This window comes from Duganella sp. Leaf61, from assembly GCF_001421905.1.
GTDB classification, from domain to species: domain Bacteria; phylum Pseudomonadota; class Gammaproteobacteria; order Burkholderiales; family Burkholderiaceae_D; genus Rugamonas; species Rugamonas zoogloeoides.
This window is the reverse complement of the sequence record NZ_LMLM01000028.1, coordinates 524246-546769: the sequence shown is the minus strand read 5'-3', so window position 1 is coordinate 546769 and position 22524 is coordinate 524246. Positions and strand designations below refer to the sequence as shown.

Here is a 22524-nt window from a genome sequence, read left to right as displayed (position 1 = left end):
TGTCGCAGGGGGGTGCTTTGCCTAACATCGTTGGCACCAACACCAAGGAGACAGCTGTGAAATTCGACACCATCGCCGCGGGCGTCTATCCCGAACTCGTTTATCCACCGTATAAATCCACGCTCAAGCGCGGCCCCTTGCAGCCGGCGTTGCGCATCAACGCGCCAGTGCCGGTAAGCGAAAACATCGCGCCCTCCCCGCGCATCCTGCTGCCGTTCGACGCCGACCTGACCGCGCAAGGCGACGGCGCGCCGCTGGGCGAAAAAATCGTGGTCACCGGCCGCGTGGTCGATGAAGACGGCAAACCGGTGTGCAATTCGCTGGTCGAAGTCTGGCAATGCAATGCGGCTGGCCGCTACCGCCACAAGAAGGACCAGCACGATGCGCCGCTCGACCCCAATTTCAACGGCTGGGGCAAGATGATGACCGACGACGAAGGCCGCTACCGATTTGTGACCATCAAGCCGGGCCCTTACCCGTGGGGCAACCACCACAAGGCCTGGCGTCCCGCCCACATTCATTTTTCGTTGTTCGGCAATGTGTATGCGCAGCGCCTGGTGACGCAGATGTACTTCCCCAGCGACCCGCTGTTCGACTTCGACCCGATCTTCCAGAGCATTCCCGACCTGGCCGCGCGCCAGCGCCTGATCTCGCGTTTCAGTCTCGAAGAGACGGTGAGCGACCAGATGCTGGGCTACGAATTCGATATCGTCCTGCGCGGACGCAACGCCACGCCCATGGGCATCTGAGGAGCACCACATGACCACACCTATCACAACCTCCCAAACCATCGGTCCGTTCTCGCACGAAGCGTGGCAGTGGGCGGTGGAGCTTGGCACTGTCGCCAGCGCGGCAGCCGCCGGCATCACGATTGCCGGCACCATCTACGATGGCGACGGCGTGCCGATCAACGATGCCCAGATCGAGGCCTGGCAGCCCGGCGCTGCCGGAGTGGAAGCAGCGCGCGATATTCCCGCCTTCCGCCGCATCCCCAGCGACGACCAGGGCGGCTTCACCTTTACCCTGGCCGATATCGCGCTGGCGCCCGGCCAGCCGGTAGCCTACGTTACCGTGTTCGCGCGCGGCCTGGTCAAGCACCAGTTCACCGCCGTGTTCCTGGCCGACGACGCCGAGCTGGCAAAATCGGCGATACTGGAACAGGTGCCGGCCACGCGCCGCCCCACCCTGCTCGCAACGAAAACATCGGACGGCCAGTATCGCTGGGACATCCGCATGCAAGGCGACATGGAAACCGCCTTCTTCGACTACGTTTAGCCTGGAGCCGCAGTGAGTGTATCGATCTTCGACAGCTTTTTGACCACTACCGACATGATCGCCGTGTTCGACGACGCGGCCATCGTGCAGGGCATGTTCCGTTTCGAGCAGGCGCTGGCGCAGGCGCAGGCCGACGAAGGCCTGCTGCCGCAATCGGCTGCGCGGGCGATTGCCGGCGTGTGCAACGCCCAGCTGTACGACATCCCCGCCCTGATCACCGCCGGCCGCCGCGCCGGCAGCCTGGCCATCCCGCTGGTCAAGGAGCTGACCAGGACCGTGGCCCTGTACGACCAGGAAGCTGCCGCCAAGGTCCACTGGGGCAGCACCAGCCAGGACGTGATCGACACGGCCATGGTGCTGGCCACGCGCGACGCCCTGCAACTGCTCGACGACGGCCTGCACGACCTCACCGGCCGCCTGTTGCTGCTGGCTGGAGAACACCTGGCCACGCCGGTGCTGGCGCGTACCCTGATGCAGCCGGCACAGGTGACCAGCTTCGGCTTCAAGCTTGCCGGCTGGCTGGCGCCGCTGGTGCGCGCGCGCGCGCGTTTGCGCGAATGCGCGCAGCGCGCCTTGCAGCTGCAACTGGGCGGCGCAGTGGGCACGCTGGCGGTGATGGGCGAGCAAGGCGCCGCCGTGGGCGCCCGCATGGCGCAAGCGCTCGATCTGCGCCTGGCCGACGCGGCATGGCACACGCAGCGCGACGAATGGGTGCGCCTGGGCCTGGAAGTGGCGGTACTGACGGGCAGCCTGGGCAAGCTGGCAACAGACCTGAGCCTGATGGCGCAAGGAGAGATCGCGGAACTGGCCGAGCCTTCGGGCAATGGCCGGGGCGGTTCGTCGGCCATGCCGCACAAGCGCAATCCTGTCTCGGCGATGATCGCGCTGGCCGCCGCCACCCGCACTCCGCAACACGCCGCCGCGCTGCTGGCCGCCATGGGACAGCAGCACGAACGGGGCCTGGGCAACTGGCAGGCCGAACTGGCCGAGTGGCCCGGGCTGTTCCTGAGCGCGCACGGCGCCTTGCAGGCGCTGGACGAAGCGTTCGCCGGCCTGCACATCGACACCGCGCGCATGCGCCGCAATATCGACAGCCTGCAAGGGCTGGTGTTCGCAGAGGCCGCGTCGAGCTACCTGGCCGCCACCATCGGCAAGTCCGCCGCCCACGCGCTGCTGGAAAAAATGACGGGCGAATCGCTGACCAGCGGGCGTCACCTGGCCGACGTCCTGGAAGAGGCGATTGCCGCCGACCCGCAACTGCAAGCCGCCATCGACCTGGCGCACCTGCGCACCCTGTTCGACCCCGTCGCCGCCACCGCACCGGCGCACAAGCTGGCGCAGGAACAGTTGCGCCGCCTGCGCGACGACATCCACCATTTTTCCAAGTGAGTATCTTATGAGTTTCGACCCGATCGACCACGACTTCGAGCGCGGGCTGGGCAACCGCCGCGCCATCCTCGGCGACGCGTGGGTGGAGCGTTCGCTCGGCAACGCCAACCAGTTCAATGCCGACTTCCAGAACCTGATCACGCGTTTCGCCTGGAACGAGATCTGGGGACGCCCCGGCCTGGAGCAGAAAACGCGCCGCGCCATCGTCCTCTCGATCACCATCGCGCTGGGCCGCTGGGAAGAATTCGACCTGCACGTGCGCGCCGCGCTGCTGGGCGACGACAGCAACCGCCTCACGCCCGACGAATTGAAGGAAGTGCTGATCCAGTCCGCCATCTACGCCGGCGTGCCGGCCGCGAACACCGCATTCACCCACGCCATGGCGATCCTGCGCGAAGTCGGTCCGCAGATCGGCTACGAACTGGAACCCTCGGCGCCGCTGGCAGCAAGCCATCCGGGCGTAGGCAGCGCGGGCCGCAGTAGCGGCAGGCCCGCCCTCCACTACACGGTGCGCGAACCACGCAATGGCAAGGCGCCACGCCACACGGTGGTACTGAGCCACGCGCTCGGTTGCGATTTGACCATGTGGGACCAGCTGGCCAACCAGCTGGCACTTGATCACCGCGTCATCACCTACGACCATCGCGGCCACGGCAGTTCGGAATCACCGCCCGGCGCCTACGCGATGGCCGACCTGGCCGACGACGCGGCCGCACTACTGCGCGAGCTCGATACCGGCCCGGTGGTGTGGATCGGCTTGTCGATGGGCGGCATGGTCGGCCAGGAGCTGGCGCTGCGCCATCCGGCCCTGGTACGAGCGCTGGTGCTGGCCAACACCACGTCCGGCTACCCGGCGCCGGTCCAGGAAGTCTGGCGCCAGCGCATCGCCACCGTGCAGCTCGAAGGCATCGAACCGATCGCCGATGCGGTGATGGGCCGCTACTTCCACGACGCCTTCCGCGCTGCGCATCCGGGCACCGTGACGCGCTTTCGCCGCCGGGTGGTGGCAACCGACAACGTCGGCTATGCGGGCTGCTGCCACGCGGTGGGAACCGTGGATACCACGGCGCGCCTGGGCCAGATCAAGGCGCCGACGCTGGTGATTGCGGGAGAACTGGACCAGGGCACGCCGGTGGCAATGGCGCAGGTGCTGGCCGAGGGCATTGAAGGTGCCCAGCTGGAGGTGCTGAAGGAGGCTTCGCATTTGAGCTATATCGAGCAGCCGGAAGCGTTCAGCGCGGCGGTACGCGGGTTTATCGCAAACTTGTAAGTCGCCGGGTCCGTCATCGCTGCGACAGCCGATGACGGACTCTTTCCCTGTCAGGCTTATACGCCGGGATCGCGCACCTTCTCCACCTGGTCGAACTCCACGTTGTAGTACCCTCCTCCCACCAGCTCCGCCTTGCGGATATACACGGTCTGCACGATATCGCGCGTTGCTGCATCGATGCTCACCGGTCCGCGCACACTGGTCCACGCCATCCCTTTCATTGCCGCCAGCAGCTTGTCGCCATTGCTGTCGCCGCCGGTTTTTTTCAGCGCCTGGTACAGCAGGTGCATGCCGTCGTACGCGCCCACCGAGTGGAAGTTCGGACGCATGCCCTTGTTCGCTTTCTGGAACGCGTCCACGTACACCTTGTTCTCGGCCGACGGATGCGCGGCCGAGTAGTGGTGGCTGCTCACCACGCCGGCCGCTGCCGGGCCGATGCTGGCCATCAAATCGTCATCGAGCACGTCGCCGGTGCAGATCAGGCGCACGCCCGCTGCGGCCAGTCCGCGCTCGGTGAACTGCTTGAGCACCGCCGCACCTTCGCCCGATGGCACGAACACGAACAGCGCGTCCGGTTTCAGGTCGCGCACCTTGGCCAGGAACGGCGCGTAGTCAGGATTGCGCAGCGGCGCGCGCACCGTTTCCACGACCTTGCCGCCGCCTTCCGTAAAGCCCTTGACGAACACTTTTTCGGCGTCTAGCCCGGGGCCGTAATCGCTGACCAGCGTCACCACCGTACGGATCTTGTTTTTTGCCGCCCACTGGGCCATGGGCGCAGTCACCTGGGCCAATGTAAAACCGGTGCGCACGATGTACGGCGAGCGTTGCGGGATCACCGAGGTGGCGGCGGCCATCACAATCATCGGCACCTTGGCTTGCGTGGCGACCGGCGCCGCTGCAAACGCCAGCGGCGTCAGACCAAAGCCGGCCAGCACCTGCACCTTGTCGCGCGAGACCAGTTCCTGCGCCAGGCGCTTGGTGACGTCGGGCGACACGCCGCCGTCGTCCTTGAGAATGATTTCCACCGGCCGGCCCGCCACCGTGGCGCCGTTCTGGGCGAGATACAGTTTGACGGCCGCCTCGATCTGCTTGCCGGTGGAGGCGAACGGCCCGGACATCGGCAGGATCAGGCCCACCTTGAACGGGTTGGCGGCAAATGCGGACAGCGGCAGCAGGCCGGTCGATAAAGCGGCAGCGCCCAACACGAGGCGGCGGCGTGGCTGGTTGATATGGTTCGTCATCATGTCTCCTTGGGTATTTTTATAAGTCCAGCAGCAGCCTGGGAGTTTTGGAACGGGAACAACACGGGGTGAACTGGTCGTTGGCGGCCTGTTCTTCTTCGGTCAGGTACTGGTCGCGGTGATCGGGCACACCTTCAAGAACACGCGTCAGGCACGTGCCGCATACGCCCTGCTCGCACGACGCTGGCACGAACACGCCGGCGTCCTGCAGCACCTTCATCACGGTCACGCCGACAGGGATGGTGTACACCGCGCCGCTGAACTTGAGCTCCACGTCGAATGGCTGGTCGCCGGTCGACTCCACCACGACAGCGCCGAAATATTCGAGGTGCAGCTGGTCGGCCGGCCATTGCTGCTGCGCGGCCGCCGCCTTGACGTGGTCGATGAAGCCGGCCGGCCCGCAAAAGTAGATGTGGGTGCTGCGATCGAGACTGGCCAGCAGCGCCGGCAGATCCAGCTTGCGGGCGCTTTCGCCGGTATCGAAATACAGGTGCGAGACAGCAGCGAAAGGCGAAGCGGCGATGCGGTCGCGGAACGCCATGCGTTCGGGCGCGCGCGCACAGTAGTGCAGTTCGAACTGCGCGCCCTGCGCCGACAAGGCCTCGGCCATCGCCAGGATGGGCGTAACGCCGATGCCGCCGGCCAGCAGCAGGCTGCGCGGCGCGTCCGCCAGGGCGAACAGGTTGCGCGGTGCGCTGATTTGCAGCCGGGCGCCAGCCGCGATACCGTCGTGCATGGCGCGCGAGCCGCCGCGCGATACCGGGTCGCGCAGCACGCCGATCACGTAGCGGTGGCGCTCGTGCGGCGGGTTGCACAGCGAGTACTGGCGCACCAGCCCTGGCGCCACGTGGACGTCGATATGCGCACCGGCGGCAAAGGGCGGCAGTTCGCTGCCGTCTTCGCTCACCAGTTCATAGCTGCATATGTCGTCCGCCTCGCGGGTCCGGCGGTTCACCCGGACGCTCAGCAGACCGGCGCTCATGCCGGCTGCTCCGCAGGGGCAGCCGGCGCGGCTTCCTTGGCCATCCACTGCTCCAGCACCCGGCGCGACTGCATGCCGCCGGCGTCGATGTTCAGCGCCAGCAGTTTGCGCTCGGGATGGCGCAGCAGGTTGGCCTGCTGCAGTTCCAGCATCTCGCGGTCTTCGTTGAAGATCTTGCCCTGTCCTTCGCGGATGGTGGCGGTCAGTTCCTTGTCTTCGGGCTTGAAGTTGCGGGCCATGCCCCAGAAGTACCAGTGCGAGGTTTCGGTTTCCGGCGTGATGAAGTCCACCACGATGCTCGACGCCTTGAACTGCGGCGCGGCGTCGTAGCCGCCGTTGCCGGCGTGCGCCACGCCGACTTCGATCATCACGTGGCTCGGTGGCGTGAAGCGGCACACCTGCCAGCGGTCCACCGGCACGTCGTCGGCCAGGCCGTTGCCGCGCAGGGCCGCGCGCCAGAACGGCGGAGCCATGATGTTTTCCATGTAGCGGCTGGTGATCACTTCCTCGCCATTGACGCGGGTGGTCACCGGCGCTTCATCGATCTCCTTCTGGCCGATGCTCGATGCGTGGACATAGGTTTCGTGGGTGAGGTCCATCAGGTTGTCGATCATCAGGCGGTATTCACAGTTGATGTGATACAGGCCGCCGCCGTAAGCCCATTCGGGGCTCTCGGCCCATTCCAGGTAAGGGATCTGCGCGGGGTCGGCCAGTGCGCGGTCGCCGGGCCACACCCAGATGAAACCGTGGCGCTCCTCCACCGCGTAGCTGACTATGCACGGGAAGCCGCGCACGCGCTGGCCCGGCATGCTGATCACCTTGCCGTCGCAACCCATTTCCAGGCCGTGATAACCGCAGACCAGGTTGCCGTCGCGGACAAAGCCGAGCGACAGCGGCGCACCGCGATGTGGACAGAAATCCTCTACCGCCGCCACCTTGCCGTCCGCGCCGCGATAGAACACGATCTTCTCGCCGCAGACCTGGCGGCCCAGCGGCTTGCCGTCGATTTCGTCCGGTGTGCAGGCTACATACCAGGTATTTTTCGGGTACATATTGTCTCCTTTGTTTTTAATATTCAGTACACTGAATATCGTAAAGTATAGTCCTGAAAGCGGAGAAGTAAACCACCGCACCCAACTCTTTTCATATTGCGCCGCACCAGCGGCGCCGGGAACCGCCATGCCTGACACCGAAAGCAAATTGATCGACCTGTACGAACACCCGGGCCACCTGCTGCGGCGCGCGCAGCAGATATCGGTGTCGATCTTTTACGATGAAATGGGCAGCGAGCTGACGCCGATCCAGTACGCGGTATTGCGCAACCTGGCGGCCCATCCGGGCACCGACCAGGTAACGCTGGCCGCGCTCACCGGCATCGATACGTCCACCGGCGCCACCGTGTGTGCGCGGCTCGAGGAAAAAGGACTGCTGGAGCGCAAGGTGATTCCGACCAACCGCCGCCAGCGCGCGCTGACCATCACCGGCGCGGGCGAGCAGCAACTGGCCGACATGATCCCGGGCGCGCAGCGGCTGCGGCGCCGTTTGCTGGCGCCGTTGACGGGGCCGGAACAGTTGCAGTTCATGGCGTTGCTCACCAAGCTGGTCCAGGAAAACAATGAGCAGAGCCGCGCGCCGCTCACTGCTGCCACCGGCAGCGTCAAATAGGAGACATCAAGCCACCGCGACCAGCTTGTCCAGCTTGTCGCCATCGGCCAGCAGACTGGCGCTGTCCGAGTCGTGCACGATGCGGCCGCGATCGAGCACGATGGCGCGCTTGGTCAACGACAGCGCCAGGCGCGCATGCTGTTCCACCACGATCACCGACATGCCCTCCTCTTCCACCAGCTTGCGGATCACTCGCACCAGGTCCTGCACAATGATCGGCGCGAGGCCTTCCATCGGCTCGTCCAGCAGCAGGATGCGCGGGTTGGTCATCAGGGCGCGGGCGATCGCCACCATCTGTTGCTCGCCGCCCGACAGCTGGTTGCCCATGTTGGTGCGGCGCTCGTGCAGGCGCGGGAAGATCTCGTAGATCTTTTGCAGGTTCCACGGCCCCGGACGGGCCACCACGGTCAGATGTTCTTCGACCGTGAGCGACGGGAACATATGGCGCTCCTGCGGCACCCAGCCCAGACCCGCACGGGCGCGCTTGTGGGTGGTCATGCGGCCGATGTCAGCGCCGTCCCAGTGAATGCCGCCGCCGTGCAGGCGCGTCAATCCCATCAAGGTCACCAGCAGGCTGGTTTTGCCGACCCCATTGCGGCCCAGCAGCGCCAGGCTGTCGCCTTCGTTCATCGAGAACGACACGTCTTCCAGGACGATCGACTCGCCATAGCCGGCCGTGACCTTATCGAGCTTCAGTAATTCACGCATGCTCCGCCTCCCCCAGGTACACTTCTTTGACACGCGGATCGGCCGCGATTTCTTCGGGCGTGCCTTCGGTCAGCACCTTGCCGCCCACCATGACCGTGATGCGGTCGGCAAAGCGGAACACCAGTCCCATATCGTGTTCGATGAACAGCACCGTCACGTCGCGCGGCAAATTGGCCAGCACTTCGAACAGTTCCTTGCTCTCGGCCGACGGAATGCCCGCCGCCGGTTCATCGAGCAGCAGGATGCGCGGCTTGGTGGCCAGCGCCAGCGCGATTTCCACCAGCCGCTGCTTGCCATAGGCCATGCTGCGCGTGATGCTGTTGGCCTGGTCGCTGAGCTTGAGGGTGGCCAGCAGCGCCATCGCCTCGTCGATCACGTCCGGGTGGTTGGCCACGGTCTTGTACCAGACCGACTGCAGGCCGCGCCGCTCGGAGATCGCCAGCGCCACCGATTCCAGTACCGTCATGCCGGCAAACAGGGTGTTGAGCTGGAACGTGCGCGTCATGCCGCGATGGACGCGTTCATGCTGCGGCAACTGGGTGATATCCTCGCCGCCCAAGAACACCTTGCCGCTGCTGGGCATGAAGCTGCCCGTCAGCAGGTTGATGAAGGTGGTCTTGCCGGCGCCATTGGGACCGATCAGCGCGTGGCGCGCGCCGGGCTTGAAGGTGAGGCTCACATCGCTGTTGGCCAGGAATGCGCCCCAGCGCTTGGACAGCCCTTCGGTGCGCAAGGTGATGTCGGTGCCGACGGTGCTCATGCTGCCTCCTTTTTCGATTTGAAGCCAGCCGCCAGTTTTTCCAGGCCACCGAGGATACCGCCGCGCGCAAACAGCACGATCAGCACCAGCAGCAAGCCGATATAGAACTGCCAGTAAGCGGGGTTGAGACCGGAGATGTAATCCTGCGCCACCATGAACACCGCCGCGCCGATCAGCGCGCCGTACAGGCGCCCGGTGCCGCCCAATACCAGCATGATCAACAGTTCGGCCGAACGGGGGAAGCCGAGCGAATCGAGACCGACAAACTGCGTGGTCTGCGCCAGCAAGCCACCGGCCACGCCGGCAATCACGGCCGAGACGGTGTAGATGGCGATCAGGCGGCGATTGACGTTGACGCCGAGTGACGGCATACGGCGCACACCTTCGCGGATACCGATCAGGCTCAGACCGAATGGCGACTTGACCAGCCGGCGCAGCACCACGAACAGGATGAACAGCACCGCAAAGCTGTACCAGAAGGCCACCGTGCCGTTCAAGTCGAATTCGAACCTGCCGAACAGGTTACCGACCATCATGCCCGACAGACCATCGACGCCGCCGGTCAGCCACGAAGCCTTGTTGGCCGCTTCGTGCAGCATCAGGCAGATGCCCAGCGTGACCATCAGGCGCGTCAAGTCCTGGCCGCGCACGACCAGGAACGAGACGATGAAGCCGAAGATGCCGGCCACCACGGCCCCCGCCAGCAGGCCGCTGAGCGGCTCGCCCCATCCATGCACGGCCAGCAGGCCGGCAGTGTAGGCCCCGAGTCCGAAAAAGGCGGCATGACCCAGCGAGACGATGCCGGCGTAGCCGAGGATCAGGTCCAGCGACAGGGCGAACAGGCCGATGATCATGATCTGGCTGATCAGGACCAGGTAGCCGGGAAAGGCGAAGTAGGCGGCAATGGGCAGCAGCCAGAACACGATTTCCAGCGGCTTCCAGCGGTCGTTGGGCAGGTTCAGATGCGCGGTCGGAATGGTGGTCATGGTGGTCTTCGCAACTGTTGCGGGTTTCAAGGTGTCGGTCATGGCGTTCATGCTTTCCTCCGGATCAGGCCAGCGGGGAACAGGATCAGCAGCACCACCATCAGCGCGTAGATCACGAAGGCGCCGATTTCCGGCACATAGTATTTGCCGGCCACGTCGAACACGCCGAGGATGAGCGCCGCCACCAGCGGACCCTTGATGGTGCCGGCGCCGCCTACAGCCACCACCAGCAGGAAGTACACCATGTACTTGATCGGGAAGCTCGGGTCGAGACCCAGCACGTCGATACCGAGACCGCCGCCAAGGCCGGCCAGGCCGGAGCCCAGCGCAAACGTCAGGCTGAATACCAGGCTCACATTGATACCGAGGCCGGCCGAAGCGGTCTGGTTGTCCACCGAGGCGCGGATCTGCGCACCGAAACGGGTACGCTCGATCAGCAGGCCGAGAGCAATCGTCACCAGCACCACCACGCCGATCAGGAACACCCGGTAGGCGCCCACGTCCAGGCCCAGGATATGCACCTGGCCGCGCAGCCATTCCGGCAGCGTGACCGGCTGCTGGGTGGGGCCGAAGAACCAGGTGGCAGCGGCCACCGACATGAAGGTGAGACCGATCGAGAACAGCACCTGGTCCAGGTGGCTGGCCTTGTACAGGCGCCGGTACAGCAGGCGCTCGAGCACCAGCCCCACGAGGGCGGACGCGATGAACGCCAGCGGCAGCGACGCCAGGAACGGCACGCCCAGGGTGGACAACACGGTCACGCTCACATACCCGCCCAGCATGGCAAAGGCGCCGTGGGCCAGGTTAATAAAGTTCATCATGCCCATCGTGACCGACAGGCCCACGCTGATCAGGAACAGCAAGCTGCCATAGGCGATGCCATCGAACAGCACGCCCGCGAAGTTGGCTAACATGGCTGCCCCCGTTTCATGTCCAGGCGCTCTGCGGCGCCGTGTTGGTGTCGTTGTTTCATTTTGTCTCCTGCCATTCTCAGACTTACATTAAATCACACCGTTTCAGACTTTCTCGATGATGATCGCGATGCCCTGCCCCACGCCGATACACATGGTGCACAGCGCGTAACGCCCGCCGTTGTGTTGCAACTGCCAGGTGGCGGTGGTCACCAGGCGCGCGCCGCTCATGCCCAGCGGATGGCCGAGTGCAATGGCGCCACCGTTGGGATTGACGCGCGGGTCGGTATCACTGAGACCCAGTTCGCGCAGCACGGCCAGGCCCTGCGACGCGAACGCCTCGTTCAACTCGATCCAGTCCATCTGTTCGAGCGTGAGGCCGGTCTGGCGCAGCAGCTTGCGCACCGCCGGCACGGGCCCCACGCCCATCACGCGTGGCGCCACGCCGGCCGTGGCCATGCCGACGATGCGCGCCAGCGGCTTCAAGCCGTGCTGCTGCGCCGCTTCGGCGCTGGCAATCAACAGCGCGCAGGCGCCGTCGTTGATGCCCGAAGCATTGCCGGCAGTGACGCTGCCGTCGGCCCGCACCACGCCCTTGAGCTTTGCCAGCGCTTCGACTGTGGTGGCGCGTGGATGTTCATCCTGGGCGAAGACGATCGCATCACCCTTTTTTTGCGGAATGGTGACCGGCACGATCTCGCGCTGGAACACGCCTGCGGCAATCGCGGCAGCGGCCTTGTTCTGGCTGGCCAGCGCGAACGCATCCTGGTCGCTGCGGCTCACCTGGTAATCGGTGGCGACGTTTTCCGCCGTTTCAGGCATGGTCTCCACGCCATAGGCATCTTTTAATGCCTTGTTGATGAAGCGCCAGCCCATGGTGGTGTCCTGCAGCGAGGCGTTGCGCGAGAAGGCGCTGTCGGCCTTGCCCATCACGAACGGCGCGCGCGTCATCGATTCCACGCCGCCGGCAATGATCAGGCTGGCGTCGCCGGACTGGATGGCGCGCGCCGCCGTGCCTACGGCGTCCATGCCGGAGCCGCACAGGCGGTTGATGGTGGTGCCGGGCACCTCCACCGGCAGACCGGCCAGCAGCGACGACATGCGCGCCACGTTGCGGTTGTCTTCGCCGGCCTGGTTGGCGCAGCCGTAAAACACGTCGTCCACCTGGTCCCACTGTACGCCGGGATTGCGTTCGACCAGCGCGCGCAAGGGTACCGCGCCCAGGTCGTCGGCGCGCACGTCTTTCAGGGCGCCGCCGTAGCGGCCGATCGGGGTGCGTACCGCGTCGCAGATATAAGCATCGGTCATCATCAATCCTTTCATTGCACCAGCGTGGCTCCGGTGGCCGCCTGCAGTTCTTCGAAGGTAAGGCCGGGCGCCATTTCCAGTACCGCCAAACCGTTCGGGGTCACGTTGAGCACCGCCATGTCGGTGTAGATGCGGTTCACGCACGCCACGCCGGTAAGCGGGTAGCTGCACGCCTCGACGATCTTGCTCTCCCCGGACTTGGTGACGTGGTCCATCATCACGAACACCTGCTTGGCGCCGATGGCCAGGTCCATGGCACCGCCGACGGCGGGAATCGCATCGGGCGCGCCCGTATGCCAGTTGGCCAGGTCGCCATGTTCGGACACCTGGAACGCGCCCAGCACGCACACGTCGAGGTGACCGCCGCGCATCATCGCGAACGAATCGGCGTGGTGGAAGTACGCGCCGCCGGTGAGCAGCGTAACCGGCTGCTTGCCGGCGTTGATCAGGTCTTCGTCCTCGTCTTCCGGCGCCGGTGCGGGGCCCATGCCGAGCAGGCCGTTCTCGCTGTGCAGGAAGACTTCACGTTCCGCCGGCAGGTAGTTGGCCACCTTGGTCGGCAGGCCGATGCCGAGGTTGACGTACGCGCCTTCGGGAATGTCCTGCGCCACGCGTGCGGCGATCTGGTCGCGGGTAAAGCGCTTAGCGGGTTTGGTGATATCGGTCATGCTGCCTCCTTGACTACACGCTGAACGAAAATGCCCGGCGTGACGATCGTTTCGGGATCGAGTTCGCCCAGCGCCACCACGTCGCGCACCTGGGCGATGGCCACCTTGGCCGCCATGGCCATGATCGGGCCGAAGTTGCGCGCGGTCTTGCGGTACACCAGGTTGCCCCAGCGGTCACCGCGCAGCGCCTTGATCAGCGCGAAGTCGGCATGGATCGGTGCTTCGAGCACGTAATGGCGGCCGTCGATCAGGCGCGTCTCCTTGCCTTCGGCCAGCAGCGTGCCGTAGCCGGTGGGGGTGAAGAAACCGCCGATGCCGGCGCCGGCTGCGCGGATGCGCTCGGCCAGGTTGCCTTGCGGCGTCAGTTCGAGTTCGATTTCGCCGGCGCGGTACAGCGCATCGAAATGCTGCGAGTCGGCCTGGCGCGGGAACGAGCAAATGATCTTGCGCACCCGCTTGGCCTTCAACAGCGCGGCCAGGCCGGTCTCGCCATTGCCGGCGTTGTTGTTGACGATGGTAAGTTCGCGCGCGCCCTGTGCGATCAGCGCGTCGATCAGCGCCGACGGCATGCCGGCGTTGCCGAAGCCGCCGATCATGACGGTGGCGCCGTCGTGGATGTCGGCCACCGCGCGCTCCAGTGATTCAAAAGTTTTGTCGATCATCGTGTGCTTTCATGATTCTTCTTGTTTCGGTTTGTGCGATAATCGAACTAATGATTGATCACCGCACAGTCAGTGTATGACTTGCTCCGGCGGTGGTCAAGAAAAACCGTCTATCGAATCGATCGCCTGGATTAAAATCACGCCATGTCAAAAGCCAAACCAACCGAAACCGCTGCGCCTGTCCCTGCAACTGCCGACGAGGACCGCGAGCCCACCATCGCCGAACAGATCGACGCCATGACCGATCCCAGCTTCATGACGTCGCTCGCGCGCGGCCTGGCCGTGGTGCAGGCGTTCAGCGATTCGCGCAAGCCGCAAACCATCGCCAACATCAGCCAGAAGACCGGCATCCCGCGCGCCGCCGTGCGCCGCTGCCTGCATACGCTGCGCGAACTAGGGTACGTGGACGCGGAGCTGAACAACTTCTCGCTGCGGCCCAAGGTCCTCACGCTCGGCTACTCCTACCTGTCATCGACGCCGCTGACGGTGTCGGCCCAGCCCTACCTGAACAGCATCAGCCGCACGCTCAACGAATCGAGCTCGCTGGCAGTGCTGGACGACGGCGAGGTGCTGTACGTGGCCCGCGCCGCCACGTCGCGCGTGATGTCGGTCGCCTTGAATACCGGCAGCCGTTTGCCTGCCTACTGCACGTCGCTGGGCCGCGTGATGCTGGCCCACCTGCCGCCCGCAGAACTCGACCGCTACCTGGCCAACACCAGGCTGCGCGCGATGACCAGGAACACCGTCGTCAGCCAAAAGGGCCTGCGCGAAATCCTGGCCGGCGTGCGCGAACAGGGTTACGCCGTCAACGACGAGGAACTGGAACTGGGATTGCGATCGATCGCAGTGCCGGTGCGCGGCGCCTCGGGCACGGTGCTGGCCGCCCTCAACGTGGGTGCGCAAGCCGCACGTGTCAGTGTCAAGGAGCTTGAGAAAGAGTTCCTGCCCGTGCTCCTCAAGGGAGCACAGGAACTATCCATCCTGCTACCTTGAATGAGGCCATTTCAGCGGCGCCAGGGCAAGGCGCTGCAACGACGCCATGGCGCCGGTGATATGGCCGGATTAGAATGAATGGCGCAAGCCCGCCATAAAGCCATTCTGCGTTTTGCCGGCGCCGACGGTGCCGCCGGCATCAAGCGCGATTGCCGACAAGCCGCTGTTTTTCATGCGGCCGATGCCGACGTAGCTGGCGGTGCGCTTGGAGAAGTAATAGGTCAGGCGCGCGACCACCATGGTGGCGTCGGCGTTGCTGTTCTTCAGATCGCGGCGGGCCACCTGCGTGTCGAGCGTGGTCAGTGGCGTGACCGGATAGCTCACGCCCAGGAAGTACAAATCCGATTCCGACAGGCCGGTCACGGCGCGCGTGGTGCGGTCCACGATGCCGGCGCCGATCTTGCCCTCGCCTACCTTGACGTAGCCGTTGGCGGTCACGCGCTTGTCGCTGTTGTCGCTGCTGGTCAAGCCGCCGGCCGCCCCGACGTTGCCGTACATGATGTCGTAGGACGCATTCAGGCCCCACGCCGGCGTTTCGTAGCCGAACAGGCCGGTGATCTGGCGGCAGGCTTTCGAGTTGCCCGCCACTTCGCCGGGGCAGCCCGTCGCTGCCGGGCCGCCGGCGGCCGATACGTCGCGCCCGGTGCTGTAGGTGGCGCCGATCACGAAATTGTTAAAGTTGCCGAGGTAGCCGATGGCGTTGTCGCTGCGGGCATTCGGCAGGTACGGGTCGATGCTGCCGATGGCGAACAGGTTGGGACCCATCACGTCCGACTTCATGCCGGCGATATACGTCATGTTGATCTGGCGGCCCAGGGTAACGGTGCCGAAGGCACCCTTCAACCCGACCGATGCCTGGCGGCCGAACAGGCGGTTGCCCTGCCCCATCGAGCCGCTGTCCATGGTCAGTCCCGCTTCGAGCGTGAACACCAGTTGCAGGCCGTCGCCCAGGTCCTCAGCGCCGCGGAAGCCGATACGCGACGGGAAGGAACCGGTCAGCGATGGCATCTTGGTGACCGAATCGCCGGCAGCGTTGGCGTTGGTGGTGTGGACCACGCCGGTGTCGAGCAGTCCATACACGGTGACGCTGGACTGGGCCATCGCTGCGGACGCACCGACGCATGCCATCAGCGCCACGGCGCCACGGATACTGTTTTTCATTGCTGTCTCCTGTTTGTTTTATTGTCTCTTTATAAGCATGTGCGATTAACGAACATCTGGTTGTTAATCGCACATAAATTGGATACTATGATCGTCGCGAGGCGATGTCAAGCTGCCTGATATCATCGTTAGGCCACAATGCAACATTGCGAGCAGCGCCACGCGGGGCTACACCGCGCATTTCATAGACAAAAACAGGAGACCGGCATGAACAGGAAAAATTTTGTAAAGACAGCGTTGACCACGATCGCGCTGGCCGCAGCGACGCTGGCCATCGGCCCGAACGCCTACGCCCAGGACACCATCAAGGTCGGCGTGATCGCCGCGTTCTCCGGCCCCTTTGCCGACTACGGCAAGCAGATCGAAGGCGGCATCAAGGCCTACATGGCCCAGCACGGGTCCACCGTGGCCGGTAAAAAAATCGAGATCATCGTCAAGGACACGACCGGCCCGGCGCCGGAAATCGCCAAGCGCCTGGCGCAGGAACTGGTGGTGCGCGACAAGGTGGACTTCCTGGCCGGCTTTGGCCTGACGCCCGAAGCACTGGCCGTGGCGCCGATTGCCCAGCAGGCCAAGAAGCCGATGATCATCATGAACGCGGCCACGTCGTCGATCACCACCAAGTCCAGTTACATCGCCCGCTTTTCGATGACGCTGCCGCAGATCTCGGCGCCGATGGCCACGTGGGCGGCCAAGAACAACATCAAGAAAGTCGTGACCCTGGTGGCCGACTACGGCCCCGGCATCGATGCGGAAGCCGCCTTCAAGGCCGAACTGGTAAAAGGCGGCGGCACGGTGACCGAAGCGATCCGCGTCCCGCTGCGCAACCCGGAATTCGCGCCGTACATCCAGCGCATCAAGGACGCCAAGCCCGACGCGGTGTTCATCTTCGTGCCGGCCGGCGAGCAAAGCATCGCCTTCATGAAGGGCTACCGTGAGCGCGGCCTGGCTGCTGCCGGCATTAAGGTCATCGCCACCGGCGACCTGACCGACGACCACGTGCTGCCGGCCATGGGCGACGCCACGCTGGGCGTGATCACCACCTTCCACTATTCGGCCGCCCACAAGTCGCCGGAAAACGCCGCATTCCTGAAAAGTTTTGCGGCCACCAATCCGGGCGGCGGCCGTCCCAATTTCATGGCGGTGGCGGCCTACGACGGCATGGCCGCGATTTACGAAGTGGCCCGCAAGTTGAACGGCAAGATCGACGGCGACAAGGCAATGGAAGTGCTCAAGACGATCAAACTCAATAGCCCGCGCGGCCCGATCGCAATCGACCCGGCCACCCGCGACATCGTCCAGACGGTGTATGTGCGCAAGGTGGAAAAGGTTGGCAACGAGGTCTACAACATCGAATTCGACCAGTTCCCCAACATGAAGGATCCGGGTAAATAAGCAACACTTGTTTCATGTTTCTGCCGGTGTCAACCACCAGCGGGCTTCATGCGTTAAGGGAATGTCTCGACACCGAATGCCAGCAGTGGCACAGTAGAACGGCGCTGAGACACCCTTACGCAGAATGGAGCTGGACGATCATGCAAGCATATACAAACACTAATTCGACGGTAGCTAGCCGCCAGGGCTTTATCAACCCGAACCACGTGCAGGAGGTGCGCTACTGGGCCGAGGAGTTCCACATTCCGCCGGCGCGCCTGATCGCTGTCGTGCGCGAAGTGGGCCGCAACCTTTACGAAGTGCGCAAACGCCTGGCGATGTAGGCAGCTGCCAGCGCCACGCACAGCAAACCAGAATCGACCCCAGCGACGCCCACGCCCCCGGCGCCGCCACGCTGGCCCTGAACCAGGGCGGTCAGCAAATGATCGCCGGTAGTGGCCCAATTGAGCGCCACCGCCAGCACCGCCAGCACCCCGATGACGATCGCCTGTTCGCGCCACGCGGCGCGGCCGCGCGACCACGCGTGCGCAAATGCCGCGAGCCACGCGCCATAGAACGCCTGCACTTCGTGCAGCGCGCTGCCCTCGGCATGGCTATCGATTGTCGGCAGCAGCCGGTTGGCGACCATGAAAACCAGCGTGGCCAGCACGATGCCGGTGACGCTGCCGATGGTCAGTCCCTCCACCACGCGCACACCGGCCAGTCCACGTTTCGCATGCTGCGCGCGCCGGCCCTCGATCCAGAACAGGAAGCCGGTGCAGATCATCGCGCAGCCGGCCAGCCCGCCCGCAAAATACAGCCAGCGCAGCAGCGCGTGGTCGAAGCGGATGAAGTGCAGGCCCGAGATAAAGCGCTGCGCGGTCATTACCGGTCCCGCCTCGAAGCGCGCCAGCACGCGGCCCGTTTGCGCATCGAAGAAAATCTGGTCCAGGTTCATGGTGACGTCGTTGGCGTACGAGCGGCGCAGCTCGACGTAGCTGTTGGCGTCGCCGGGGTGGAACACGCGCACGAAATACGGCTCGCCGCCGCCCCAGGTGGCGGCAGCGGTCGCGCGCATGGCGTCGATGGAGCCCAGCTGGCCGGGCGCCTTGGCCGGCTTGCGCGTGTACTTGCCGTAGGCTTCGGCCATGAACGCCGCCTTGGCCTTGGCGCCTTCGCCGTAAGCGCCCGCGTGCAGTTGCGGGAAGTAGATGGTAATAAAAATGATCAGGCCCGTGAGCGCGATCATGAAGTGGAATGGCAGCGCCACCACGCCGGTCAGGTTATGCAGGTCCAGTGCGCTGCGCTGCAAGCGCTTGTGCGGACGAAACGTGAAAAACTGTTTGAAGATCTTCTTGTGGACCACCACGCCGGAAACCAGCAGCACCAGCATGCTCATCGCCGCCAGGCCCACCAGCCACTTGCCCAGCTCCAGCCACTTGATGTGCAGGGTATAGTGAAACGGCACCAGGAAACCGGTGGCCGCATCGGACTGCTGCGGCGCCAGCAAGGTGTTGGTGTTCGGGTCGATGAAGCGGCCATGCTCGGCGCCCTTGGCGTCGCGCCAGGTCAGTTCCGCCACCGGGTTGCGGCTGGTGGGCAGGTCGATGCGCCATTGCCTGGCACCGGCAGGCACCTGTGGCGCGGCGGTTGCCGCCAGCCGGTCCAGCGACAGCGGCGCGATCGCCCCGGCGATGCGGGTTTGCGGCAGCATCCAGCGGTCGATCTCGCTGCCGAACACGCTCAGTGTGCCGAACCAGAATATCGCGAACAGCAGGCTGCCGATGATCACGCCGGCCCACGTGTGCAGCAGCGCCATCGACTTGGTCAACGTATCGCCCATGTCAGGTTACCGTCCACCATAACGCGGCTAGCACCACTGCCAAACCGCTCAGCACCAGCCACAAACGCATGACGCTGCGCACGCTGAAGGCCCACAGCGCCAGCACCAGGTAAAACACGAAGCCCAGCATGGCGCACAAGGCCACCGCCTCGGAGCGCACCATGCCGGCATGCGCCAGCGCGGCGCTGCAAGCCGCCACGGCCAGGGCGGTAACCGCGTAGCCGCCGACGATGGCGCCGACCACGCGCAGCGCCAGGGCCAGCCACGCCGGCAGCCGGCCCAGGGCATCGGGCGCGCGATCGTGATCACGCGTCCTGTGCGGTTCATGCGGTTTGTGCCGATAGTCCTGCTGGCGCAGCTCTCCCGGCACGGACGGCGGCGCGCCGGCAGAACCGGCGCTGGCGTCAGTGGGCGTCACCTTAGAACCGCAGCGCGTAGCCGAGGCTTAGCGTGCGGCCACGGCCGGCGAAGTAACGCTTCGGTTCAACCAGCGCGCTTTGCGAGTAATAGGTGATGTAGTTCTTGTCGAACAGGTTGGCGACCGACAGACGCAATTCACCGTTGCCTTTGCCCAGCTTGTAGCTGGTGGTGGCATCGACCAGCGAATAGCCGCTGAACTCCTTGGCCGCCTCGTCGAACGACTGGCTGAACGCGTGCTGCGCCTGCACGAAGGTGGACCAGCGGTCGTTCCAGTCGGCGTTCCAGGTGGCGATCACGCGATTGGGCGCCACGTTCAGGCCATCGAGCTTGCCGTCGAGCGAGCCGTCGCCGTTGGTGTCGTAGCGGCCCTTGGTGTAGGCATACGATACCTTGGCGCGGTGCGCGGTGTTGATGCGGTAGGCCGCGCCCAGGTCCAGGCCTTCGGTGCGGGTCTTTTCGCGCGCCATCATGAAGGCGCCGTTGACCGCGATCACGCGCGTGCCGAAGTCGGAATCGGCGCGGAAGTAGGCGGCGTCCAGGTCCCAGGCGCCCTTGTGATAGCGGCCGCCCAGTTCCACGTTCCTGGTCAGGATCGGCGCCAGGTCGCGCATGTTCGCAACGCTCTGCCCCACCGTGTTTATCGAGCGCAGCACGCGGCCGATATCGGGCATGCCGAAGCCTTCCGAGTAGCTGGTAAACAGCGTCAGGCCCGCCGCCGGATTCCATACCAGGCCGGCGTTATACAGCTCTTCGCTGAAATCGAGCTTGCCGCCCTGGACCAGTACGCGGCGGTACTGGGCCAGCGTGCGGTAGGTGTCCACCGTGAGATCGGCCTTTTCCTTGCGGGCGCCGGCGTGCGCGGTCAGGCTGTCCGTCAACCTGTACTCGCCTTGGGCGAACAGCGAGTAGTTGCGGTACTCGGAGTTCGGCACGTAGGTGCGGCCGGTCAGGTACAGGTCCTGCTTGCCCTTGTCGAACAGGGTATCGAAACCGACGGTAAGCTTCAGGCGGCCGCTCAACAGATCGTCGCGGCCCAGGCCCACCTTGCTGCCGTACTTCGAGGCGACGGAACGCGACTGGTCGTACAAGGTGCCGGTGGGCGCGATCAGCGGGTCCTGGAAGGTGGCAGAGATGTCGGCGCCGAACAGGCCTTCGAATTCCTGGTTGAAGATCATCGCGGTCAATTCCATGCCGGCCAGGTTGGCGTGGCGGTAGCTGAGGCTCGAGGTCCACACGTCGTTCCATGGCGGCGTTCCCGCCGGTGTGAGCTTGACCGAGGTGCTCGGGATGCCCAGCGCGCGGTCGCCGGACACCACCTGGTAGTTGGCCTTGGACTTGATCTTGTAGCGATTGACGGACAGTTGCAGGCGCTGGTTGTCGTCGAACCAGTAGCCGAGTTTGACCAGCGCGTCGTAGCTGCGCGAGTCCATCAGGTCGCCCTGGGTGGTGTCGGCGCCGATCGAGCGGCCCTTACCATCGAGGTACAGGCCCTGGTCTTCATAACTGAGGCCGAACAGGTATTCGAACTTGTCGTTACGCCCGCTGGCGTTGTACGAAGTTTTATAGTTGGCCGTATCGCTGCCGATGTCGGTGGTGGGCAGCGTGGTCTGCACATCGACAGACTGCTTGAAGGCGCCCTTTTCCGGCCGCTTGGTGATGATGTTGATGGTGCCGCCGGTAGCGCCCAGGCCGTTGATGGCATTAGCGCCCTGGACGATCTCGATCCGCTCGACCATCGAAAAATCGATGGTGTGCGCTTCGCGGCCGGTGGGACGCATCGGGTTCGATTGCGGTACGCCGTCGACAAGGATCAACGGCGTGCGGCCGCGCAGCGTTTCGCCCGAACCATTCATCTTGCCCCGGCTCGGCGTATATGAAGGCAGGATGCTCGACAACACATCGGACGAATTGCCGGAAATGGCCAGTTGCTTCTCGATGTCTTCCTGCTTGATGATCACCACCGTTTGCGGCGCCTGGTTGGCGGCGATGTTGGAGCGCGAGGCGGAGACGATCACGGTATTGGCGTCGGCAACTTCCTTGGCCCCGGCGGTTGGCGCAACCCAGGCAGTCAATACGGTGGACACGAACACAACAAGCGCGCGGGGGCTGGGCGCGGAGGACAAGGATTTCACGGCAAGACCTGGGTGTAATTGAGAATGATTGCTATTATCGTGATAGCTTGGTGATGCGTCAAGAAAACATCCGGTATATTCACTTATGTGAGCGACTGCACCGAGTGCAGAAAGCCAAAGTGCCATGATGGGCGCCCAAGAATTATCGGACAGACATCATGAACACCCAACATCAAAACAATACCGGAGACTTCCGCCACCAGGCTTACATCAACCCGAACATCGCCCAGGCGGTGGCTTACTGGGCCCAGGAATTCCGCGTTACCCCGTCCAGGCTGATCCAGGTGGTGCGCGAAGTGGGCCGTAACGTGGGCGAGGTGCGGCGCCAGTTGTCGCGGTAAGATCGTGGCGCCGGGCAGGCGGAGACAAGGGTTTGAAGCGGTGATATGATATTGATCAAAGCATGGGCGGTGCAATCAGGTCAGCCTTGCTGATTGGAGGATCTCATGACATCGATACCGTTCGACACCCTGAAAATGATGGAGCGCCTGGAGAGCGCTGGCTTCACTAACGCGCAGGCCAGGGTGCAGATCGAAGTTCTTGCCGAGGTCATCGGCAAGGAAAGTGCGGGGGTGGCCGACCGCTATCTCAGCAAGCAGGAGTTCGCTCCCGAAATCGCCGGGATACGGGCATCACTGGGTACACTGGATGTAAAAATCGACAAGGTCGCCGCCGAGGTCAAAAGCGAGCTGATCCGCTGGGTGGTGTCGGTAGGGGTGCTGCAAACGGCATTGATCGCCGCGCTGCTCCTCAAACTTACGCACTAAACAGGCCCG

The 22524-nt window shown here is 64.5% G+C and carries 24 protein-coding genes; 10 read left to right on the top strand and 14 right to left on the bottom strand.

The genetic code is table 11. The features are described 5' to 3' along the window. Nucleotides 1-56 precede the first annotated feature (56 nt). The 4 genes from pcaH to pcaD are packed head-to-tail and all read left to right on the top strand — an operon-like array spanning nucleotide 57 to nucleotide 3934. Nucleotides 57-749 (top strand): protocatechuate 3,4-dioxygenase subunit beta, encoded by a 693-nt coding sequence (pcaH, locus tag ASF04_RS17580; RefSeq protein ID WP_056144345.1) that lies wholly within the window; start codon nucleotides 57-59, stop codon nucleotides 747-749. 10 nt (nucleotides 750-759) lie between these two features. Beyond that, nucleotides 760-1275 (top strand): hypothetical protein, encoded by a 516-nt coding sequence (locus ASF04_RS17575; RefSeq protein WP_056144343.1) that lies wholly within the window; start codon nucleotides 760-762, stop codon nucleotides 1273-1275. Nucleotides 1276-1287: 12 nt separating this feature from the next. Further along, nucleotides 1288-2664 carry a 3-carboxy-cis,cis-muconate cycloisomerase gene (gene pcaB / locus ASF04_RS17570; RefSeq protein WP_056144339.1) on the top strand — a complete coding sequence of 459 codons (1377 nt, stop codon included), beginning with the start codon at nucleotides 1288-1290 and terminating at the stop codon, nucleotides 2662-2664. Between the two features lie 7 nt (nucleotides 2665-2671). Further along, nucleotides 2672-3934 (top strand): 3-oxoadipate enol-lactonase, encoded by a 1263-nt coding sequence (pcaD, locus tag ASF04_RS17565; RefSeq protein ID WP_056144337.1) that lies wholly within the window; start codon nucleotides 2672-2674, stop codon nucleotides 3932-3934. Between the two features lie 56 nt (nucleotides 3935-3990). Here the strand turns inward: pcaD and ASF04_RS17560 are convergent, their stop codons facing one another. The 3 genes from ASF04_RS17560 to ASF04_RS17550 are packed head-to-tail and all read right to left on the bottom strand — an operon-like array spanning nucleotide 3991 to nucleotide 7209. After that, nucleotides 3991-5178 (bottom strand): ABC transporter substrate-binding protein, encoded by a 1188-nt coding sequence (locus tag ASF04_RS17560; RefSeq protein ID WP_056144335.1) that lies wholly within the window; start codon nucleotides 5176-5178, stop codon nucleotides 3991-3993. A 16-nt stretch (nucleotides 5179-5194) separates the two neighbouring features. After that, entirely contained in the window at nucleotides 5195-6157 is a 963-nt protein-coding gene (locus tag ASF04_RS17555) for a PDR/VanB family oxidoreductase (protein WP_056144330.1), read from the bottom strand. Next, nucleotides 6154-7209 (bottom strand): aromatic ring-hydroxylating dioxygenase subunit alpha, encoded by a 1056-nt coding sequence (locus tag ASF04_RS17550; protein WP_056144328.1) that lies wholly within the window; start codon nucleotides 7207-7209, stop codon nucleotides 6154-6156. Before ASF04_RS17550 ends, ASF04_RS17555 begins: the two co-directional genes overlap by 4 nt. Nucleotides 7210-7336: 127 nt before the next feature. Here ASF04_RS17550 and ASF04_RS17545 point away from each other — a divergent pair, with 127 nt between their 5' ends. Next, nucleotides 7337-7822: a MarR family winged helix-turn-helix transcriptional regulator gene (locus ASF04_RS17545; RefSeq protein ID WP_056144325.1), complete on the top strand. Its 486-nt coding sequence runs from the start codon at nucleotides 7337-7339 to the stop codon at nucleotides 7820-7822. 6 nt (nucleotides 7823-7828) lie between these two features. On the opposite strand, the gene ASF04_RS17540 is transcribed toward ASF04_RS17545, so the two are convergent. From ASF04_RS17540 to ASF04_RS17510, 7 genes are all read right to left on the bottom strand, one after another. Continuing rightward, entirely contained in the window at nucleotides 7829-8530 is a 702-nt protein-coding gene (locus ASF04_RS17540) for an ABC transporter ATP-binding protein (RefSeq protein ID WP_056144322.1), read from the bottom strand. Further along, the gene (locus tag ASF04_RS17535; RefSeq protein ID WP_056144319.1) at nucleotides 8523-9290 is read right to left on the bottom strand and encodes an ABC transporter ATP-binding protein; all 768 of its coding nucleotides are present in this window, start codon (nucleotides 9288-9290) and stop codon (nucleotides 8523-8525) included. Before ASF04_RS17535 ends, ASF04_RS17540 begins: the two co-directional genes overlap by 8 nt. After that, entirely contained in the window at nucleotides 9287-10276 is a 990-nt protein-coding gene (locus ASF04_RS17530; RefSeq protein WP_051120339.1) for a branched-chain amino acid ABC transporter permease, read from the bottom strand. Before ASF04_RS17530 ends, ASF04_RS17535 begins: the two co-directional genes overlap by 4 nt. Nucleotides 10277-10323: 47 nt before the next feature. Next, the gene (locus ASF04_RS17525) at nucleotides 10324-11190 is read right to left on the bottom strand and encodes a branched-chain amino acid ABC transporter permease (RefSeq protein WP_056144317.1); all 867 of its coding nucleotides are present in this window, start codon (nucleotides 11188-11190) and stop codon (nucleotides 10324-10326) included. A gap of 102 nt (nucleotides 11191-11292) precedes the next feature. Further along, entirely contained in the window at nucleotides 11293-12495 is a 1203-nt protein-coding gene (pcaF, locus tag ASF04_RS17520; protein ID WP_056144740.1) for a 3-oxoadipyl-CoA thiolase, read from the bottom strand. An 11-nt stretch (nucleotides 12496-12506) separates the two neighbouring features. After that, the gene (locus ASF04_RS17515; RefSeq protein WP_056144314.1) at nucleotides 12507-13163 is read right to left on the bottom strand and encodes a CoA transferase subunit B; all 657 of its coding nucleotides are present in this window, start codon (nucleotides 13161-13163) and stop codon (nucleotides 12507-12509) included. Further along, entirely contained in the window at nucleotides 13160-13825 is a 666-nt protein-coding gene (locus ASF04_RS17510; RefSeq protein WP_019922312.1) for a 3-oxoacid CoA-transferase subunit A, read from the bottom strand. Before ASF04_RS17510 ends, ASF04_RS17515 begins: the two co-directional genes overlap by 4 nt. A gap of 144 nt (nucleotides 13826-13969) precedes the next feature. Between ASF04_RS17510 and ASF04_RS17505 the strand changes: the two genes are divergently transcribed. After that, complete coding sequence (locus ASF04_RS17505) at nucleotides 13970-14818, top strand: IclR family transcriptional regulator C-terminal domain-containing protein (RefSeq protein WP_056144310.1); 849 nt, start codon at nucleotides 13970-13972, stop codon at nucleotides 14816-14818. Between the two features lie 69 nt (nucleotides 14819-14887). On the opposite strand, the gene ASF04_RS17500 is transcribed toward ASF04_RS17505, so the two are convergent. Beyond that, the gene (locus ASF04_RS17500) at nucleotides 14888-15979 is read right to left on the bottom strand and encodes a porin (RefSeq protein WP_056144307.1); all 1092 of its coding nucleotides are present in this window, start codon (nucleotides 15977-15979) and stop codon (nucleotides 14888-14890) included. Nucleotides 15980-16186: 207 nt separating this feature from the next. Here ASF04_RS17500 and ASF04_RS17495 point away from each other — a divergent pair, with 207 nt between their 5' ends. Both ASF04_RS17495 and ASF04_RS17490 read left to right on the top strand, forming a co-directional pair. Continuing rightward, the gene (locus ASF04_RS17495; protein WP_056144304.1) at nucleotides 16187-17374 is read left to right on the top strand and encodes an ABC transporter substrate-binding protein; all 1188 of its coding nucleotides are present in this window, start codon (nucleotides 16187-16189) and stop codon (nucleotides 17372-17374) included. 140 nt (nucleotides 17375-17514) lie between these two features. Then, the gene (locus tag ASF04_RS17490) at nucleotides 17515-17697 is read left to right on the top strand and encodes a DUF3606 domain-containing protein (RefSeq protein WP_056144301.1); all 183 of its coding nucleotides are present in this window, start codon (nucleotides 17515-17517) and stop codon (nucleotides 17695-17697) included. Here the strand turns inward: ASF04_RS17490 and ASF04_RS17485 are convergent. From ASF04_RS17485 to ASF04_RS17475, 3 genes are read right to left on the bottom strand one after another with little or no spacing between them, the layout of a single operon-like run. Then, nucleotides 17667-19196 (bottom strand): PepSY domain-containing protein, encoded by a 1530-nt coding sequence (locus ASF04_RS17485; RefSeq protein WP_056144298.1) that lies wholly within the window; start codon nucleotides 19194-19196, stop codon nucleotides 17667-17669. The two genes, ASF04_RS17490 and ASF04_RS17485, sit on opposite strands and share 31 nt — an antisense overlap. A gap of 1 nt (nucleotide 19197) precedes the next feature. Beyond that, the gene (locus ASF04_RS17480) at nucleotides 19198-19614 is read right to left on the bottom strand and encodes a hypothetical protein (RefSeq protein WP_056144294.1); all 417 of its coding nucleotides are present in this window, start codon (nucleotides 19612-19614) and stop codon (nucleotides 19198-19200) included. 1 nt (nucleotide 19615) lies between these two features. Next, the gene (locus tag ASF04_RS17475; protein WP_229205092.1) at nucleotides 19616-21700 is read right to left on the bottom strand and encodes a TonB-dependent receptor; all 2085 of its coding nucleotides are present in this window, start codon (nucleotides 21698-21700) and stop codon (nucleotides 19616-19618) included. Between the two features lie 206 nt (nucleotides 21701-21906). Between ASF04_RS17475 and ASF04_RS17470 the strand changes: the two genes are divergently transcribed. Further along, entirely contained in the window at nucleotides 21907-22089 is a 183-nt protein-coding gene (locus ASF04_RS17470; RefSeq protein WP_019922304.1) for a DUF3606 domain-containing protein, read from the top strand. Nucleotides 22090-22194: 105 nt separating this feature from the next. After that, nucleotides 22195-22515, top strand: a complete 321-nt coding sequence (locus ASF04_RS17465) for a coiled-coil domain-containing protein (protein ID WP_056144288.1) — start codon at nucleotides 22195-22197, stop codon at nucleotides 22513-22515. Nucleotides 22516-22524: the final 9 nt, after the last annotated feature.